At 70.6% G+C, this 17,211-nt stretch carries 15 protein-coding genes; 8 read left to right on the top strand and 7 right to left on the bottom strand.

The annotated features are described in order from the left end of the window. Positions 1-355: 355 nt before the first annotated feature. Both AB0K10_RS07060 and AB0K10_RS07065 read left to right on the top strand, forming a co-directional pair. Complete coding sequence (locus AB0K10_RS07060; RefSeq protein WP_363680770.1) at positions 356-1,147, top strand: deoxyribonuclease IV; 792 nt, start codon at positions 356-358, stop codon at positions 1,145-1,147. Continuing rightward, a complete protein-coding gene (locus AB0K10_RS07065) occupies positions 1,144-3,324 on the top strand; it encodes a hypothetical protein (protein ID WP_363680772.1) in 2,181 nt (726 codons plus the stop codon). Before AB0K10_RS07060 ends, AB0K10_RS07065 begins: the two co-directional genes overlap by 4 nt. 9 nt (positions 3,325-3,333) lie before the next feature. On the opposite strand, the gene AB0K10_RS07070 is transcribed toward AB0K10_RS07065, so the two are convergent. The 3 genes from AB0K10_RS07070 to AB0K10_RS07080 form a co-directional block, all read right to left on the bottom strand. After that, positions 3,334-4,845: a glycosyltransferase 87 family protein gene (locus AB0K10_RS07070; RefSeq protein ID WP_363680774.1), complete on the bottom strand. Its 1,512-nt coding sequence runs from the start codon at positions 4,843-4,845 to the stop codon at positions 3,334-3,336. A 125-nt stretch (positions 4,846-4,970) separates the two neighbouring features. Continuing rightward, positions 4,971-7,883, bottom strand: coding sequence for a transglycosylase domain-containing protein (locus AB0K10_RS07075; RefSeq protein WP_363680776.1), 2,913 nt, complete (start codon positions 7,881-7,883; stop codon positions 4,971-4,973). Between the two features lie 197 nt (positions 7,884-8,080). Next, positions 8,081-8,536 (bottom strand): DUF5318 domain-containing protein, encoded by a 456-nt coding sequence (locus tag AB0K10_RS07080; protein ID WP_363680778.1) that lies wholly within the window; start codon positions 8,534-8,536, stop codon positions 8,081-8,083. 175 nt (positions 8,537-8,711) lie between these two features. On the opposite strand from AB0K10_RS07080, the gene AB0K10_RS07085 reads away from it, so the two are divergent. Both AB0K10_RS07085 and AB0K10_RS07090 read left to right on the top strand, forming a co-directional pair. Further along, positions 8,712-9,350: a PadR family transcriptional regulator gene (locus tag AB0K10_RS07085; protein WP_007453849.1), complete on the top strand. Its 639-nt coding sequence runs from the start codon at positions 8,712-8,714 to the stop codon at positions 9,348-9,350. A 23-nt stretch (positions 9,351-9,373) separates the two neighbouring features. Then, complete coding sequence (locus tag AB0K10_RS07090; protein WP_363680780.1) at positions 9,374-10,453, top strand: inositol-3-phosphate synthase; 1,080 nt, start codon at positions 9,374-9,376, stop codon at positions 10,451-10,453. 62 nt (positions 10,454-10,515) lie between these two features. Here the strand turns inward: AB0K10_RS07090 and AB0K10_RS07095 are convergent, their stop codons facing one another. The 3 genes from AB0K10_RS07095 to AB0K10_RS07105 all read right to left on the bottom strand — a co-directional run bounded on the left by AB0K10_RS07095 (position 10,516) and on the right by AB0K10_RS07105 (position 11,762). After that, entirely contained in the window at positions 10,516-10,902 is a 387-nt protein-coding gene (locus AB0K10_RS07095; RefSeq protein ID WP_363680782.1) for a hypothetical protein, read from the bottom strand. After that, positions 10,899-11,105, bottom strand: coding sequence for a ribbon-helix-helix protein, CopG family (locus tag AB0K10_RS07100; protein ID WP_363680784.1), 207 nt, complete (start codon positions 11,103-11,105; stop codon positions 10,899-10,901). Before AB0K10_RS07100 ends, AB0K10_RS07095 begins: the two co-directional genes overlap by 4 nt. A gap of 177 nt (positions 11,106-11,282) precedes the next feature. After that, positions 11,283-11,762, bottom strand: a complete 480-nt coding sequence (locus AB0K10_RS07105) for a methylated-DNA--[protein]-cysteine S-methyltransferase (RefSeq protein WP_363680786.1) — start codon at positions 11,760-11,762, stop codon at positions 11,283-11,285. A 69-nt stretch (positions 11,763-11,831) separates the two neighbouring features. Here AB0K10_RS07105 and AB0K10_RS07110 point away from each other — a divergent pair, with 69 nt between their 5' ends. The 4 genes from AB0K10_RS07110 to AB0K10_RS07125 are packed head-to-tail and all read left to right on the top strand — an operon-like array spanning position 11,832 to position 15,572. Further along, complete coding sequence (locus AB0K10_RS07110; RefSeq protein WP_363680788.1) at positions 11,832-12,350, top strand: SigE family RNA polymerase sigma factor; 519 nt, start codon at positions 11,832-11,834, stop codon at positions 12,348-12,350. After that, positions 12,347-13,444, top strand: coding sequence for a hypothetical protein (locus tag AB0K10_RS07115; protein ID WP_363680790.1), 1,098 nt, complete (start codon positions 12,347-12,349; stop codon positions 13,442-13,444). Before AB0K10_RS07110 ends, AB0K10_RS07115 begins: the two co-directional genes overlap by 4 nt. Positions 13,445-13,484: 40 nt before the next feature. Beyond that, entirely contained in the window at positions 13,485-14,006 is a 522-nt protein-coding gene (locus AB0K10_RS07120; protein WP_363680791.1) for a hypothetical protein, read from the top strand. A 30-nt stretch (positions 14,007-14,036) separates the two neighbouring features. Next, on the top strand, positions 14,037-15,572 hold the full coding sequence (locus tag AB0K10_RS07125) for an SPFH domain-containing protein (RefSeq protein ID WP_363680793.1): 1,536 nt from the start codon (positions 14,037-14,039) through the stop codon (positions 15,570-15,572). Between the two features lie 162 nt (positions 15,573-15,734). Here the strand turns inward: AB0K10_RS07125 and AB0K10_RS07130 are convergent, their stop codons facing one another. Beyond that, a complete protein-coding gene (locus tag AB0K10_RS07130) occupies positions 15,735-17,195 on the bottom strand; it encodes a CCA tRNA nucleotidyltransferase (protein ID WP_363680795.1) in 1,461 nt (486 codons plus the stop codon). Positions 17,196-17,211 lie beyond the last annotated feature (16 nt).

Below are 17,211 nucleotides of genomic sequence, written 5' to 3' on the forward strand. Positions count from 1 at the left end.
TGAGGTTGGACCGGAGACGCCCCGCGGAGCTTTATCGTGTTGTTATCTGACGATACAACGGCTCTCGTGCCTTCTTGGGGCAAAAGGCGGAATTTTCCGAGATTCTGCAACGGCGAAGATCTGCTGCGTCGAGGGGTCGCCCCCGCGGCGCCGGGCCGCGCTGCGGGGGTGACCTCGTCGGTGGGCCGACGAGCGCCGACTGCCATGCGCGGCATGCCCGCCACGCGCAGCCCCGGGTTCTGCTCGCCGGGTTCCATCCCATCAACGATCGTCGAGCAGCCGTGGTGACGCGACGGTGACGACACCGCGCCAGCCGTCACCGCAGCCGCCGGGGTCGCGACGTAGGCTCGCTGCCATGCGTATCGGAGCCCACGTCGATTCGACCGACCCGCTGGCGGAGGCGGCCGCCCGGTCCGCCGACACCGTGCAGTTCTTCCTCTCCGACCCGCAGGGGTGGAAGGCTCCCAAGCCGCGGGAGGACGCCGAACAGCTGCGGGCGGCCGAGGTCGACCTCTACGTGCACGCGCCGTACGTCATCAACGTGGCGACCCTCAACAACCGCATCCGGATCCCCAGCCGCAAGCTGCTGCTGGGCCACGCAACCGCGGCGGCCGCGATCGGCGCCCGGGGCCTGATCGTCCACGGCGGGCACGTCAACGCCGGCGACGACCTGGCGGTCGGCTTCGACAACTGGCGCAAGACCTTCGCGTACGCGGCCGACTCCGGCGGCTTCGGCGTCCCGGTCCTCATCGAGAACACCGCCGGCGGCGACAATGCCTGCGCCCGCCGGCTGGACGCGCTGGCCCGTCTCTGGGACGCCATTGGCGACCACGAGGTCGGATTCTGCCTCGACACGTGTCACGCGTACGCCGGTGGCGAGGAGCTGCTCGGCCTGGTCGACCGGGTGAAGGCGATCACCGGTCGGATCGATCTGGTGCACGCCAACAACTCCAAGGGCGCGTTCAACTCCGGCCAGGACCGGCACGACAACCTGGACGGCGGAACGATCGACCCGGAGCTGGTGGTGGCCGTGATCCGGGCCGCCGGGGCACCGGTGGTCGTCGAGACTCCAGGCGGCGTCTCCGGCCAGGCGGCCGACATCGACTTCCTCCGCCAGCAGCTCGGGACGGAGCGCCCGGCCGCATGACCACCGGACAGCCCGGGAACGCCCGGCCCACGCCGACCGACGACGCCCCGAGCCGACCGGCGCCGACGCGCGCCGGGGACGACATCGCCAAGGCCAGCGGCCCGAGGGACGGCACGAAAGCCGACGCCGCGAAAGCCGACGGCACGAAAGCCGACGCCGCGAAGACCGACGGCCCGAAGGACGGCGCGAAAGCCGACGCCGCGAAGACCGACGGCCCGAAGGACGGCGCGAAAGCCGACGCCGCGAAGACCGACGGCACGAAGACCGACACCGCGAAGACCGACGGCACGAAGGACGTTGCCAAGGCCGACGGCGCGGTCACGGACGCCGACGAGGCCGAGGGTACGAAGGTAGAGGACGCCGACGGTCCGCAGAAGGCCGACGGCGACCCGAAGCCGGTCGAGGCCGAACGCTGGGAGGCGTTCGTGTCGGCGCCGGAGCCGCGACCCAGCCGACTCAGCCGAGCTGTCCGCGCCGTCGGCCGGTTCCTCGCCCACGAGTGGACCCTGGCCACCCTCGCCGCGCTGGCGCTGGCCGTGCTGATGACCTGGCCGACGCTGCGCTACCCGCGGTACACGCTTCCCCAGGACTACTGGGACCCGAGCCTGCAGTCCTGGCAGATGGCGTGGTCCGGGCACATCCTGCTGGCCGATCCGGCGCGACTGTGGCAGTCCAACACGTTCTTCCCGGAGCTGTGGAGCTTCGCGTTCTCCGACACGCTGCTCGGCTACGCCCCCGCCGGGATGCTCGGCAGCGGCCCCCAGGACGCGGTGCTGCGCTACAACATCATGTTCGTGCTGGCGCACGCGCTCGCCACCCTCGGGGCGTACGCGCTGGCCCGACAGCTCGGCGCGGGTCGGATCGGCGCCGCCGTGGCCGGCGTCGGCTACACCTACGCGCCGTGGCTGCTGGCCCAGGCCGGGCACCTGCACGTGCTCTCCAACGGTGGCATCCCGCTGGCTCTCGCGATGCTCGCGCGGGGGCACGGCTGGTCGCTGCGTTACGGCTACCGGCCGGAGCGGCGGCACGACGGCTGGGTGTACGCCGGCTGGCTGGTGGCGGCCTGGCAGGTCAGCCTCGGCTTCGGCATCGGCCTGCCGTTCGCGTACTTCCTGGCCGGCGTGGTGCTCGTCGTAGCGGTGCTGTTCGGAGTTCGCCGGCTGAGGTCCGGCCGGGCGCTGCCGTTCGGTCGCCGGCTCCTCGTGGCCGATGTGCTCGGCGGGGTGCTCTTCGCCGGGGTGGGCCTGCTGATGGCGTTCCCGTACTTCAAGGTGACCGAGCTGCACCCGTACGCCGAGCGGACGATCCGCGACGTCAGCATCTTCTCGCCGCCGGCGTCCGGCTTCGTGACCGCGCCCGCCGAATCCCGCATCTGGGGCGGGTTGCACGAGGGCGCCCGCGCGGCGCTGCCGGGGCATTCGGAGATGACGCTGCTGCCGGGCTTCGTGCTCTACGCGCTGGCCGCCGGTGGGTTGTTCTTCTCGGTCTGGCGGCTGCGGCACCGGTTGCTGCTGCTCGTCGGGGTGCTGGTGACGATGGCCTTCGCGATGGGCACCCGCTTCTTCGACGGCACGTTCACCTACGTGCCGCTCTTCGAGCACGCGCCGGGGTGGAACGCGCTGCGTACCCCGGGCCGGTTGATGCTCTGGACGACGTTGCTGCTCGCGTTGCTCGCGGCGGGCGCGATCACCGCCCTCACCGATCGGGTCCGTGAGCTGGCCGCCCAGCGGATCCCGTCCTGGCCGGGGCCGTGGCTGCGGATGGCCACCCTGCTGCCACTGCTGCTGGTCACCCTCGAGGGCCTGAACGCCACCCCGCATCCGGTGGTCCCGGCCCAGCCGGCGGCGATGCGCTCGGCGGAGGGACCGCTGCTGGTGCTGCCCAGCAACCAGAGCATCGACCAGCACGTGATGCTCTGGTCGACCAGTGGTTTCCCGGACGTGGTGAACGGCGGCAGTGGCTTCACGCCTCGGCAGCTCGACGACGTCCGCCGGGTCAGCCAGTCGTTCCCCGACCAGACGAGCGTCGACTACCTGCGGACGCTCGGCGTCCGCACGGTGGTGCTGCTGCGCGGCCAGGTGCCCGGTACGCCATGGGAGATCACCATCGACGCACCGGTCGAGTCGCTCGGCATCACACGTCAGGACGTCGGCGACGCCGTCGTCTACCGACTCTGACGCCCTGTCTCACGTTGTGGTGATCGCGGGCTCGGGTTCGGGCTCGCTGGTCACTGCTCGGCGGCGCCAGCGATCCAGCCAGGACGCGTCTGGTGCGCCGTCGAGCACGCCGCCGTCCGGGTCGTCGGCGTAGGTGGCCCGTACGGCGTCCTGCTCGGGGTGCAGGATCTCCTTGACGACGAACACGCAGAGCACCACCACCGTGCCCAGCCGCAACGTCGAGGCCAGCACGAACACCCCCTCCGGGAAGACCGGCTTGCTGGTCGCCGCGCCGAGCAGTTCCCCGTAGAAGGCGACGAAGTAGCAGACCTCGGCGAGCTGCCAGGCCAGGAAGGCACCCCATTTGGGGCGGGCCAGCACCACAAGCGGCAGCATCCAGAGCACGAACTGCTGGGACCAGACCTTGCTGAAGATGAGGAACGCCGCGACGACCAGGAAGGCGAGCTGGGCGAGCCGAGGCCGGCGCGGCGCCCGCAGCGCCAGCACGGCCACGCCGAGGCAGGCCAGCCCGAACAGGGCGTACGAGATGGTGTTGAGGGCCGGGATGTTGGCGTTCAACCAGTCGAACGGGCCCTGCTGGCCGGGGTCGTTGCCGACCTTGCCGTCGAGGTAGCGCCCGATGTACCAGAGCGTGCCCCAGTCGATCGGCCGGGTGGTGTTCAGCTCGAAGAACCGGCCCCAGTTGTCCGGGTTGGCGCGGTAAGCCGGCAGGTTCACCAGGACCACTGCCACCGCCGCCGCGCCGAGGGCGGTGAGCGCGGCGCGGAGCCGGTTGGCTCGCAGCGCCAGGACGAGGATCGGCCCCAGCAGGAACAGCGGCCAGAGTTTCGCCGCGCCGGCCAGGCCGAGCAGCACACCGGCCACCGCTGGTCGTCGTCGGGCCCAAGCCAGCAGACCGAACGCCGCCAACCCGATGGCGAGCAGGTCCCAGTTGACGGTGGCGGTGAGCACCAGCGCCGGGGCGAGCGCGAACAACGCGGCGTCCCAGGGTCGTCGGCGGCGCAACGCCAGGATCACCGCCACGGTCGCCACGGCGAGGGCACCCAGCACGAGCGCGTTGAGGTTGTAGAACCACTGGCCCTGGTTGATGCTCGGGTCGCCGTCGCCGATGGCGTGCACCGGCAGACCCAGCGCCCCCATGAAGTAGCCGGTCAGCACCGGGTATTCCACCGGGTGGTCCCGGTAGGGCACCTTGCCCTCGTTGAGGCCCTCGGCGTAGTAGAGGGCGAGCACATCGGTGTAGCAGAACCGGGTGTACTGGACGTTCTTCTGCCAGGCGCCGTCCTGGCACGGGGATTTCTGCACCCAGTGCAGTGCGAGCGTGAGGCAGGCAAGCGCCAGGACGATCCGGACGACTGTCCAGAATCGGCGCTCGTGGCCGGCCGGCCGGTCCAGTGCGGTGGCGTGGTCGCCCAGCGGCCCGCCGATGGCACCGGACAGGCCGCGGACGAACCCGTCGGAGCGGGACGGGTGGTCGGTGGTGCCGGCGTCGTCGATGCCGGGCGTCGACTGGGTGCTCATGAAAAGGCATCCTGCCGTACGACGGGGGTTCTCGTCCTGTCCCGACGCCGAGATCGGGGGTACGGAAACGCCGCCGCCGGCCGGACAGGTCGTCCAGCCGACGGCGGCGTACGGGGCGGTGCGGGTCAGTCCCGAGTGGCCGGTGGCAGGCTGGGCAGCAGCCCACCACCGTTTCCGCCGTTTCCTGGGCCGCCGGGGCCACCCGGACCGCCGGGGTTGTTGCCGCCGGGGTTGTTGCCACCGGGGTTGCCGTCGGTACGCGGGCAGAACGGGTTGGTGAGCGGGTCACAGGGCTGTCCGCCCGGCCCACCCGGCCCACCCGGCTGACCGGGCGGCGGCGGAGGCGGGGGTGCGGCCTCACCGTTACCGGCGGTCGGGTCGCCGATGTTCGCCGCGGGCGGGAAGTCGAGCTTGTCCTTGCCCTTCAGCGCCTCGTTCATGAACCGTTCCCAGATGTCACCGGGGAGGTTGCCACCACTGACCTTGCGCTTGTCCTTCAGGATGAGTGGCTTCCGGGGGCCGACGTTGCCCACCCAGACCGCGGTGGCCAACTGTGGCGTGTAGCCGATCATCCAGGCGTCACCGTTGTCGGAGCTGTCGCCCTTGAGCTCCCAGGTGCCGGTCTTGGAGGCCGCCTTGCGGCCGTCGTCGAGCTGGTGGTGGACCGCGGCCGGGTAGTCCTTCAGCACCGACGTCACGTCGGCGACCACGTCCTTGTCGATCTTCTTCTTCGAGTCCAGCTTCTCGCTGTAGACCTTGTCCCACTTGCCGGTGTTGGGGTTCTGCTTCTCCACGGAGTAGAGGAAGTGCGCCTTGTTGTAGACGCCCCCGTTGGCGAAGGTGGCCACACCGTTGGCGTGGTCCAGCACCGTGATCGGGTACTGGCCGTAGCCGACCACGTTGAAGAACGGCTCCGGCGTGATGTCCTTCGGGTCCGTCTTGGTCAGGTCGTACGCCTTCGCCGGGTTGGTGTCGGTGCGCCACATGGTGGTGACGCCGGCCTGCTTGGCCATGTCGATGACCTTGTCCGCGCCGATGTCCTGGGTGACGTAGTAGAACGGCACGTTCAGCGACTTGAGCGTGGACACCCGCAGCGTGCAGGAGTTGTGGCAGGACGGGTCGTCATCGCCGGCGTTGCTGACCTTGAACCCGGTGCCCTCCGGCTTGAAGGCCTTGCCCTTCCACCGGGACTCGAGCGCCTTCTTGGCATTGAGGGCGGCGGCCAGGGTGTAGATCTTGAAGCTCGAGCCGGGTGAGTGGCCACCGCTGATCGCCCCGCTGGAGTCGGTGTTCTTGCCGGCGTAGTCGGTGCCGGTGCCGTTGTCACCTCCGTAGTAGGCGACCACCCGGCCGTGCTCGGGGTCGATCGAGACCACCGCGGCCATGAGGTTCTTCGGCTGGTCGGCCAGCTCGGAGCCCTTGCTCTTGCGCTGGGCCGTTGCAACCGCTGCGGCCTGCATCTTGGTGTCGATAGTGGTGCGGATGCGGTAACCGCCGGCCATCAACGCCTGGGAACACAGGGGCTTGGTGTCCGTCACCTGCTCGTCCTTGTCGACGCAGATGCCCTTGTCCCGCATCTCCTCGCGGACGTAGTTGATGACGTTGCCGTACGGCGTGTCGATACCGTAGTCGAGCCCGACGCCGCCCTTCTTCGGGCTCTTGAGGGACTTCGTCGGGTATACGGTGGGCCGCTCGGCCGCAGGCAGCCAGCCCTCCTTGACCATGCCGTCGATCACGTAGTTCCAGCGGTCCTGGGCATCGGTCGGGTTGATCGCCGGGTCGAACCCCTTGTGGGTCGAGCTGGGCTCGGGCTGCTTGATAAGAGCGGCGAGCACCGCGCCCTCGGCCGGCGTCAGCTCCGACACCGACTTGCCGAAGTAGGTGTCGGCCGCCGCCTGGATGCCGTAGGCACCCCGCCCGAAGTAGATGACGTTCAGGTAGTGCTGCATGATCTGCGGCTTGGTGTACTCGTCGTTCAGCTTGGAGGCGAAGATCGCCTCCTTGACCTTTCGGCCGTAGCTGTCGTCCTTGAGGTTCTCGATGGCGTTGCGGGCGTACTGCTGGGTGATCGTCGAGGCGCCCTGCTTGTCACCGCCGGAGACGTTGTTCCACGCGGCCCGGACGATGCCCTTGTAGTCCACACCGGAGTGCCGGTAGAAGTTGCGGTCCTCGGCGGCCGCCACCGCGTGCTGCACGTACTCCGGGATCTGGTCGATGGTGACAAGCGTGCGGTTCTGCGAGCCGACCTTGGCGATGATCGTCTTGTTGTCGAACGCGTACAGGGTGGTCGCCTGCGGCGGGGTGATCTCGTCCGGCATGACGACGTTCGTCGAGTAGTAGGTGAACCCGACCACGCCAAGACCGGCGAGCATGATGAAGACGGCGAACCCGGCGATCACCAGGTTCATCCGTTTGCGCTTCTTGGCCCGGGCCGCGCCGGCCGGGTCACCCGCGCCGCGGCCACCTCGGCCACCTCGACCCGGCCCGTTCGGCCCACCCGGACCCCCCGGGCCACCAGGCCCGCCGGAGACCGGGGAGACGCTCGCCCGCGCGACCGCGGCACGGCCTCCCACCGACGCGGAGCCGACGCTGGCCCGGCCGGCCGAGGCCGCGCCGACGGCAGCGGCGCCGACACGTGCCCGGCCGGCGGGCGCGCCCGGCGCCGGCGACACCGGGACGGATGCCCGGCCCGCACCGGCGCGCCCCGCGGCCGCACCGGGCGCCGGCGACACGGGCACCGAGGCCCGGCCGCTCCGGCCCGGGGTGGCCGAGCCCACCGACGCGGAACCGGCGGCGGCACCGCCGCGCGGCGGCACGGATGCCGAACCACCCACCGACGCACGACCGCCGGCGGCCGGCGGTGTCACCGAGGCGCGGCCGGGGGGCGCCGCTGGCTGCTCGGCGGCGGACCAGCCGCCGGCACGAGAGTCACCACCTGGTCGGCGGTACGCGTCGTCCGCACCCGGTCCGGGGTCGCCGTTCGGGCCCGGGTACTGGGCCCGCCCGCGCGCAGAACTGGGATCGCCGTACGAGTTCATTCCTCACACCCTGCCGGTCGCGGTGGGGCGCGACTGCGCCGCCACCGGGTTGCCGTGAGTTGCTTCACCCGGGACGCCGGCACGAGGGTGCCGGATCGCCAAGGTCATTGCCGTATCAATCGGGCCAATCGGACCAACGAGTGGTCGGCCGTCCCGGGTCATGTGCACGGCCCCGGAGCCGGTCGAACCACCTGAGATCACCGTTGCGCCTCTCGCCTCCGCCGACCTGCGCCCTCGGCGCCCGCCGCGTCCTGCTCGCTACCGGCGACACCGTCGCCATCGCCCGTGAGACCTTCCCGGCCGAGCAGGTACTGCTCGACGAGATGGTTCCAGTCACAGCCGAGGCACACCTCCACCACGAAGACCTGGAACTCACGTAGCGTCATCGCCAGCACGGGCAGCTCGGCCAGTGTCCGGGCCTGTCCGGCGGACTGCTTGAGTTCGTCCCCGTAAATGTAGTGGACGAGAGTCAGATTCTCGCTCCGACAGATGGGGCAGCGGCGGTCGGTCGGTTCGCCGTGGAACCGGGCAGCGTTCTTCAGGTACGGCGACGCGTCGCACACGTCGTACGTGCCGACCCGGCCGGCCAGGAGCTCACGCAGCACTGCTCGCTTCTGAAGCGAGTAGTCGACGACCTGGCGCTGCGTACGCATGCGGAGAAGGGTACGCGGTCCGGCTCGACGAGGCGACCACGGTCACGATCCGTGACGACAGCACCTCGGAACGGGGGTTTGCCCTGGCCCACGCGACCCGCTAACGTGCGATGTATCGGTCCGATACATCGCGGCGGTTACCGCTCCGCGCCGGAGGGTAAAGAGAGGGTGGCTCGTGCTCGAATTCGCCATCCTCGGCCTCCTGCAGGAGTCTCCGATGCACGGCTATGAGCTGCGCAAGGAGCTGACCGCCAAACTCGGCGCGATCCGGGCGGCGATCAGCTACGGCTCGCTCTACCCGACCCTGCGCAGGTTGCAGGCGGCGGGATGGATCACCGAAGCCGCCGAGACGCCCGCCACCGCCGAGGAGGTTCCCGCGCTGACCAGCCGACGAGGTCGGGTGGTCTACAAAATCACCGCGGACGGCAAGGAACGCTTCGCCCAGCTGATCGCTCAGGCCGGGCCCGAGACCTACGACGACACGGGTTTCGGTGTGCACTTCGCGTTCTTCGCCCGGACCGACCAGGCGACCCGCCTGCGCATTCTGGAGGGTCGCCGCCGCAAGATCGAGGAACGTCGCGAAGGGCTTCGTGACGTGCTGGGCCGCGCGGCCGAGCGCCTCGACGCTTACACCCTGGAACTGCAGCGCCACGGCCTGGACGCCTGTGAGCGTGAGGTCCGCTGGCTGGAGGAGCTCATCGCCAACGAGCGCTCCGGCCGAGCCCCGACGGTCCCGCACGTGGGGACGGCCGGTGGCCGACGAGAAGACAACAGCCCGCCTCCACCTGGAGAGACCAGGAAAGAGCGGCCGTGACAGAAAAGAAGGAGGCAGACGCTATGGGCTCCGTCCGCGTCGCCATCGTCGGTGTGGGTAACTGCGCCTCGTCCCTGGTTCAGGGCGTCGAGTACTACCGCAACGCCGACCCGAACGACCGCGTCCCGGGTCTCATGCACGTCACCTTCGGCGACTACCACGTCTCTGACGTTCAGTTCGTCGCGGCGTTCGACGTCGACGCCAAGAAGGTGGGCATGGACCTCGCGGAGGCGATCGTCGCCAGCGAGAACAACACCATCAAGCTCTGCGACGTGCCGCCGACCGGCGTGTCCGTGCAGCGCGGCCCGACCTTCGATGGTCTGGGCCAGTACTACCGCGAGATCATCGAGGAGTCCGACGCCGCCCCCGTCGACGTGACGCAGGCGCTTCGCGACGCGCAGGTCGACGTCGTCGTCTGCTACCTGCCGGTCGGCTCCGAGCAGGCGGCCAAGTTCTACGCCCAGGCCGCGATCGACGCCGGCTGCGCGTTCGTCAACGCCCTGCCGGTCTTCATCGCCTCCGACCCGGAGTGGGCCCAGAAGTTCACCGACGCGGGCCTGCCGATCGTCGGTGACGACATCAAGAGCCAGGTCGGCGCCACGATCGTGCACCGCGCCCTCGCGAAGCTCTTCGAGGACCGCGGTGTCGAGCTGCTGCGCACGTACCAGCTCAACTTCGGCGGCAACATGGACTTCATGAACATGCTGGAGCGCACCCGCCTGGTCTCGAAGAAGATCTCGAAGACCCAGTCGGTGACCTCGCAGATCCCGCACGAGATGAGCAAGAGCGACGTGCACATCGGCCCGTCGGACCACGTGCCGTGGCTGGACGACCGCAAGTGGGCGTACATCCGCCTGGAGGGTCGCTCGTTCGGCGACACCCCGCTCAACGCCGAGCTCAAGCTCGAGGTGTGGGACTCGCCGAACTCGGCAGGCGTCATCATCGACGCGGTCCGCGCCGCGAAGATCGCGCTGGACCGGAAGATCGGCGGCCCGATCCTGTCGGCCTCGTCGTACTTCATGAAGTCCCCGCCGGTGCAGTACGCCGACCACGACGCCCACCAGGCCGTGGAGGAGTTCATCGCCGGCGAGGTCGAGCGCTGACCCGCTGAACACCAGCAGTAACGCCGAGGGCCGGGTCCGAAAGGACCCGGCCCTCGCCGCGTTCAGCCCGCCATCTCCAGGTACGGCGACAGCCGCAGCGCCAACTCGTCGACCGAGTCGACCTCGCCGCTGGCCAGCGCGTCCGTCAACGCCATCCGCTCCTTGGCCGGCATGTTGAGCGTCACCCCCGAGCGGACCAGGAAGATCCGCATCGCCGCCCAGGCGAGCCCCGCATTCCACATGTCGAGCGGGCGCCACACCATCAACCCGTGCAGCAGCGCCGCCGACCTGTCCAGCACGGTGGGGTAGACGGCACGCCCCAGGACCCGGGCGTGTGGACGAGTCGCCGCAGCGACGAGGATGCCGCCGTCCCGCACGCGACTCTGCGGGCCGGTGTGCTCGGACAGGAGGATCAACAGGTCTTCCGGCTCGGGCCAGGGCTGGATCATCGGTCCCCCAACATCTCAAAGAACTCCGCGTCCTCCTCGAAGACCCGCCGGGCGGCCTGCCGGGTCCACTCGTTGCGCTCCTGACGCTCGAGGTACTCCTGGATCGCCACCTCGACGGTCTTGTGCATCGAGCGGTGCTCGGCCTCGGCCAACTCCTTGAGGCGCTGTTCGACTTCGGGCTTGAGCGTCAGGGTGAAGGCCATACCACTTTTGTATAGCTCCTCCGGTGGCACGTCAACCACGCTTGGCACTGCCACTACCTCCTCATTCGTTGATCTCGGCCGTCGCTGGCAAGCCGCGCACCGATCAACGGCAGGACGTGAAAGTGAGATGCGGAGGACGGAGTATCGAAATCTGTAACAACCGTCACGTGCCTAGGCTCAGGACCAGGCGTGTCGCAGCGCGACCCCGGCCTCCAGCTCCAGCAGCTTGACCTTGCGGGGCAGACCCCCGCCGAACCCGACCAGCTTGCCGCCCGCGCCGACGATCCGGTGACACGGCACGAGCACCGGAATCGGGTTGCGGTTGCAGGCCACACCCACCGCCCGTGCCGCACCGGGATCACCGACCAGGCGCGCCACCTCGCCGTACGTCAGCGTCTCGCCGTACGGAATGCGTGTCATCTCCCGCCACACCGCCCGTTCGAACTCCGAGCCACCCGGAGCCGACACCGGCACGGTGAACGCGGTCAGCTCACCGGCGAAGTACGCCCGCAGCTCGGCGACGGTCTGCCGGGCGGCGTCGTCACCGGGCTCGTCGGTCGCCGACTCCACCCGGCCGAAGTGCGCCGCCCGGACGCCCTCCGCCCCGGTGCCGACAGAGAACTCTCCGATCGGCGAGTCGAGAACAGTCCACCTCATCCCGACATTGTCCCGCGCCACGAGGCAAAGTTTCCCTTCCGCCGAGCGTCTGAGCTACGGAGGTGGACGGTGGCGGAGGTCGACGGGGAGTTCACCACGTTCGTGCAGGAACGGGGGGCCGCTCTGCTGCGCGTCGCGTACGCGCTGGCCGGAAATCAGCACGCGGCGGAGGACCTGCTGCAGAACGCGCTGGCCAAGGCGTACGCCCGCTGGCCACGGATCAGGGGAGACGCCGAGCCGTACGTGAAACGCATCCTCTACCACGATCAGGTCTCCGGCTGGCGTCGACGGGCGCGGCGCGCGGAGGTGTCCGTGGCCGAGTTGCCGGAGCGGCCGGCGGACCGCGACGGCGGTCAGGAGGCCGACCTGCGGTTGCTGCTGCTGGAGGCACTGCGGGCGCTGCCGCCCCGGCAGCGCGCCGTGCTGACCCTGCGCTACCTGGAGGACCTGAGCGTCGAGCAGACCGCCAGGCTGCTCGGCTGCCGCGCCGGCACGGTCGCCAGCCAGAGCGCCCGGGCACTGGCACGGCTCCGGCACCTGGTGCCGGATCTGGACGAGCTGACCGACCGCCCGGAGGTGACGCGATGACCACGCACCTGGACGAGACGCTGCGCCGGGCGGTACGCGACCTCGCCGACGGTGCCGCGCCCGCTCCGGGCCTCGCCGTCCGGGCGATCGGCCAGGGTCGCCGGCTGCGCCGCCGGCGGCGGATGACCGCGGGCGCGGCCGCTCTGGTCGCGATCGTCGCGACGGCCGTGCCGTTCGTGCTGCTCCGGCCCCGGTCGGCCCCGCTCCCCGCGACGCCACCCGTGACCGCCAGCCCATCGCCGTCGCTCCGGCCCGCCCCCGGTGCGAACTGGACCGCAGCACCGCTGGTGCTGCCCGGCGACTGGGTGGTGACCCGTGCACAGGGCAGCGGCGGGTCGGGCAACGGCTTTCTGCTGGACCGGAGCCGAGGCCGCTACGTCCCCACCGACCGCTACGACGGGATCTACCCCGCGCCGACCGGCTCGCTGGTCGCCGTCGTCGACGAGAACCGTCCACGCGAGGTCGGACTGGTCGACATGTTGACCGGCAAGACCCGCTGGCACCAGGTCGGCCGCGCCCTGACCCGCCCGGCGTGGTCACCGGACGGTCGGCGCCTGCTGTTCACCACCGACCAGGTGGATCACTTCGGCTTCATCGTGGTGGACACGGACGGCGCGAAGCACACCTACCCGGTGTCCCGGCAGCGCTTCTTCTGCACCGACCACTGCTTCTTCGTCTGGACGCGGGACGGCCGAGAGGTGGCACTGCAGCAGACCGCAGACGGCAAACCCCGGTCCGAGTCGGTCCGCCACCCCCGCAGGGGCGTGCAGATGTTCTCCGCCGACGACGGTAGACCGACCCGGTTCGAGCCGATCCCCGGTGACCCGGCCGGGCCGTGGGCCTGGTCGCCGGACGGCAACCTGGTGGTCGTCCAGGGCCAGCAGGAGCCGCTGCTGGTGGATACGGCCACCGGACGGGTCGTCAACCCGCTGCCCACCGCCGACGTCACCTGGGTCGGCGACGACCGGCTGCTCTACCGGCGGCCGTACGGGTCCGGTGATTTCGTGCTCACCGACACGACGGGTCGCGAGCTGGTCCGCCAGCAACTGCCCAAACAGTTGGTCGAGTTGGAGGTGAGCGTGGCACCACGCTGAGCCGTTCGGCCGGTCGTCGCCTTTGCACGACGTCGATACCGTGCGGGTCGTGGCCACGGGGACGCTCATCTTTCTGATCATCGGCGGGGCGGGTGTCGTGGTGCTGGCACTCGCCCTGCTCGGCAGCGAGCTGCTGCACTTCGGGCACGCCGATGTGGACGGGCCGATCTCCACCGAGACGGTCGCGGGGTTCGCCGGTGCGTTCGGCTTCGGCGGGGCGATCGTCAACGAGCTGCTCGGTGCGCGTACACCGGGCATGATCGCCGGTGCGGCGGCCGGGGGCCTGCTCGCGGCCGTGCCCACGGCGTGGTTGGCGTCGCGGCTCAGTCGGGCGGCGCGCAACATGCGGACGGACCCCACCCCCACGCGGGACGACCTGGTCGGCGCGCTCGGCCTGGTGGTGACCCCGGTGCCGGTGAACGGGTACGGCGAGGTGCGCGTACGTGTGGCCGGCCAGCCGGTCAAGCTCAATGCCCGCGCCGACCAGCCGATCCCGGTCGGCGCCCAGATCTTCGTCGTGCAGGCGCTCAGCGAGACCAGCGTGCACGTCGAAACCTACTGAATTACCTCCTCGTAGACGGGACTCCCCTCCATGCCCCTGTTGATAGCTGTCGGCGGCGCGGTTCTCCTCGCGCTCGTCCTGGTGCTCTTCGTCCTCTCCCGGATCAAGGTGGCCGGGCCGAACGAGGCGTTCATCGTCACCGGCCGAAAGGGCCGCACCACGCACACCGCCGACGGTGGCAGGTCGACCGACAACTCGGGCCAGAAGGTGGTGCTGGGCGCCTCGGTCTTCGTGCTCCCGGTGGTGCAGAAGCTCCAGTCGCTCGACCTGTCCAGCCGGCGGATCGACGTCGGCATCCGGGGCGCGGTCAGCAAGCAGGGCATCCGCGCCGACCTGCACGGCGTGGCGATCGTCAAGGTCGGCGGGACCGAGGACGCGATCCGGGCGGCGGCCCAGCGGTTCCTGCACCAGCAGGACGAGATCGACAACTTCACCCGGGAGGTGCTGGCCGGTGCCCTGCGCTCGATCGTCGGCCGGCTCACCGTCGAGGAGGTCATCCGGGACCGGGCGGCGTTCGCCAACGCGGTCGCCGAGGAGGCCGAGCACTCGATGACCAACCAGGGTCTGGTGCTGGACACCTTCCAGCTCCAGGACATCCTCGCCGAGGGCTCGTACCTGCAGGACCTGGGTCGACCCGAGGCGGCCCGGGTGCTCAAGGACGCGGCCATCGCCGAGGCGCGGGCGCGGCAGCAGGCCGAGCAGGAGCGGCTGCTCGCCGAGGAGGCCATCGCGGAGGCGAACCGGAATCTGGCCCTCAAGCAGGCCGGCATCCAGGCGGAGATCGACGCGGCCAAGGCCAAGTCGGCCGCGGCCGGGCCGCTCGCCCAGGCGGAGCGGGACCAGGCGATCCTCTCCGAGCAGCAGAAGGTGGCCGAGCGCAACGCCGAGCTCAAGCAGCGGCAGCTCGACACCGAGGTGCGCAAGCCTGCGGACGCGGCTCGGTACAAGGTGGAGCAGGAGGCCGAGGCGGCCCGCAACGCGGCGGTGCTGAACGCCGACGCGCGGCGGCAGGCCACCATCGCCGCCGCCCAGGCCGAAGCCGAGCAGGCACGGCTCACCGGTGAGGGCGAGCGGGCCCGGCGGGCGGCGCTCGCCGAGGCGAACGCGATCGAGGGCGCCAAGGAGGGTGAGGCCGAGCAGCGGCGGCGCTCCGCGATCGCCGAGGCGGTCGAGCGCGAGGGTGCGGCCGAGGCGGCGGCGATCCTGGCCAAGGGCGAGGCGGAGGCCGACGCGATGGCCCGCAAGGCCGAGGCGTTCGCGGCGTACGGGGAGGCGGCGGTCCTGGACCTGCTGGTCAAGGTCCTGCCGCAGGTGGTCGAGGCGGCCAGCGCCCCGATCGGGGCGATCGACAAGATGACTGTCATCTCCACCGACGGCGCGTCGTCGCTGACGAAGTCGGTGGCCGGCAACGTGGCTCAGGGGCTCCAGCTGGGCAGCGACCTGACCGGCATCGACCTGGCCGGCCTGCTGGCGCGGCTGGGCTCGGCGTCCACGCCGGGCGGCAACGGCGCGTCCGCCGGCAAGGGCGCCGTCTCCGTCGACGGGACGGCCGTCGAGACCCGCTGACGACGAATGCCGGCGGCGCCGCTCCTGGTTCGGGAGGGGCGCCGTCGGCGTACGCCGTGGTGATCCACTCGGTCTCGTGGAAGTCGGGGCATCCGCAGTGCCGGGACGCCGCGACTTCACCGAAACCGAGTCGATCATCGCCCGGCTCGCGGCAGGGCGGGGTTAGGTGATCAGGCCCTCGGCGCGGGCCCAGCGCAGCAGCTCGGCCTCGGCGGCGTCGCGGTCCAGCGGGCCGTGCTCCAGGCGCTGTTCCTTGAGGTGCTTCCAGGCCCGCCCCACCACCGGTCCCGGCGGTACGCCGAGCAGCTCCATGATCGCGTTGCCGTCCAGGTCGGGGCGGACCCGGGCCAGGTCCTCCTCGGCCTCGATCCGGGCGATCCGGTCCTCCAGCGCGTCGTAGTCCGCGGCGAGCTGGGCGGCCTTGCGACGGTTGCGGGTGGTGCAGTCCGAGCGGGTCAGCTTGTGCAGCCGCGGCAGCAGATCACCGGCGTCCGCGACGTAGCGGCGCACCGCCGAGTCGGTCCACTCGCCCCGCCCGTACCCGTAGAAGCGCAGGTGCAGGGCGACCAGGGCGGTCACCTTCGCGGTGATCTCCTTGGGGTAGCGCATGGCCTTCATCCGGGCCTTGGTCAGCCGAGCACCGACCACCTCGTGGTGGTGGAAGCTGACCCGGCCGTCGGACCCGACCGCCTTCGTCCCGGGCTTGCCCACGTCGTGCATGAGGGCGGCCATCCGCAGGATGAAGTCGCAGCCATCCTCCTCGAACGAGACCGCGTTCTCGACGACCGTCAGCGTGTGCTCGTAGACGTCCTTGTGCTGGGCGTGCTCGTCGATCTCCAGCTTCAGGCCGGTCAGCTCCGGCAGGAACCGCTCGGCCAGCCCGGAGTCGACAAGCAGCCGCAGACCGGTGATCGGGTCGGCGCCGCAGAGCAGCTTGGTGAACTCGTCCCGGATCCGCTCGGCGGTGATCCGGTCCAGGTCGGCAGCCATGTCGGTCATCGCGGTGTGCACGTCCGGGTGCACGGCGAAGCGGAGCTGGGCCGCGAACCGGGCGGCCCGCAGCATCCGCAGCGGATCGTCGCCGAACGACTCGCGCGGGGTGCTCGGCGTACGGATGACCTTGGAGGAGAGGTCGTCCAGCCCACCGTGCGGATCGGTGAAGCGGTGCTCCGGCAGGCTGACGGCCATCGCGTTGATGGTGAAGTCCCGCCGCTTCAGGTCCTCGTCGAGGCTGGTGCCGTACACCACCACCGGGTTGCGGCTGACCTGGTCGTACGACTCGGCGCGGAAGGTGGTGATCTCCAGCCGGAGCCCGTCGCGCTGGAGGCCGATGGTGCCGAACTCCCGGCCGGTCTCCCAGATCGACTCGGCCCAGCCCTTGACGATCCGCAGGGTCTCGTCAGGGTGGGCGTCGGTGCAGAAGTCCAGGTCGTCGCCAAGTCGGCCGAGCAGAGCGTCGCGCACCGAACCGCCCACCAGGTGCAGCTCGTGACCAGCGCGGACGAAGCGGCGGCCCAACTCGTCGGCGACCGGGGAGACCCGGAGCAGTTCGGCGACGGCGTTGCGCTGCGCGGCGGTGAGTTCGCGGCGGTCGGAGGCGTGAGGAGCGGAGGCTTCGGACATGGGATCGCCAGCTTAT

Source organism: Micromonospora sp. NPDC049274 (genome assembly GCF_040678875.1).
In the GTDB taxonomy this organism is placed as follows: Bacteria; Actinomycetota; Actinomycetes; order Mycobacteriales; family Micromonosporaceae; genus Micromonospora.

Coding starts and splice junctions, on each gene's coding strand:
- AB0K10_RS07095 (WP_363680782.1), bottom strand. CDS start 10,902: ATGATCCAGCCCTGGCCCGAGCCGGAAGACCTGTTGATCCTCCTGTCC.
- AB0K10_RS07080 (WP_363680778.1), bottom strand. CDS start 8,536: ATGCGTACGCAGCGCCAGGTCGTCGACTACTCGCTTCAGAAGCGAGCA.
- AB0K10_RS07090 (WP_363680780.1), top strand. CDS start 9,374: ATGGGCTCCGTCCGCGTCGCCATCGTCGGTGTGGGTAACTGCGCCTCG.
- AB0K10_RS07100 (WP_363680784.1), bottom strand. CDS start 11,105: ATGGCCTTCACCCTGACGCTCAAGCCCGAAGTCGAACAGCGCCTCAAG.
- AB0K10_RS07105 (WP_363680786.1), bottom strand. CDS start 11,762: ATGAGGTGGACTGTTCTCGACTCGCCGATCGGAGAGTTCTCTGTCGGC.
- AB0K10_RS07070 (WP_363680774.1), bottom strand. CDS start 4,845: ATGAGCACCCAGTCGACGCCCGGCATCGACGACGCCGGCACCACCGAC.
- AB0K10_RS07125 (WP_363680793.1), top strand. CDS start 14,037: ATGCCCCTGTTGATAGCTGTCGGCGGCGCGGTTCTCCTCGCGCTCGTC.
- AB0K10_RS07060 (WP_363680770.1), top strand. CDS start 356: ATGCGTATCGGAGCCCACGTCGATTCGACCGACCCGCTGGCGGAGGCG.
- AB0K10_RS07115 (WP_363680790.1), top strand. CDS start 12,347: ATGACCACGCACCTGGACGAGACGCTGCGCCGGGCGGTACGCGACCTC.
- AB0K10_RS07130 (WP_363680795.1), bottom strand. CDS start 17,195: ATGTCCGAAGCCTCCGCTCCTCACGCCTCCGACCGCCGCGAACTCACC.
- AB0K10_RS07065 (WP_363680772.1), top strand. CDS start 1,144: ATGACCACCGGACAGCCCGGGAACGCCCGGCCCACGCCGACCGACGAC.
- AB0K10_RS07075 (WP_363680776.1), bottom strand. CDS start 7,883: ATGAACTCGTACGGCGATCCCAGTTCTGCGCGCGGGCGGGCCCAGTAC.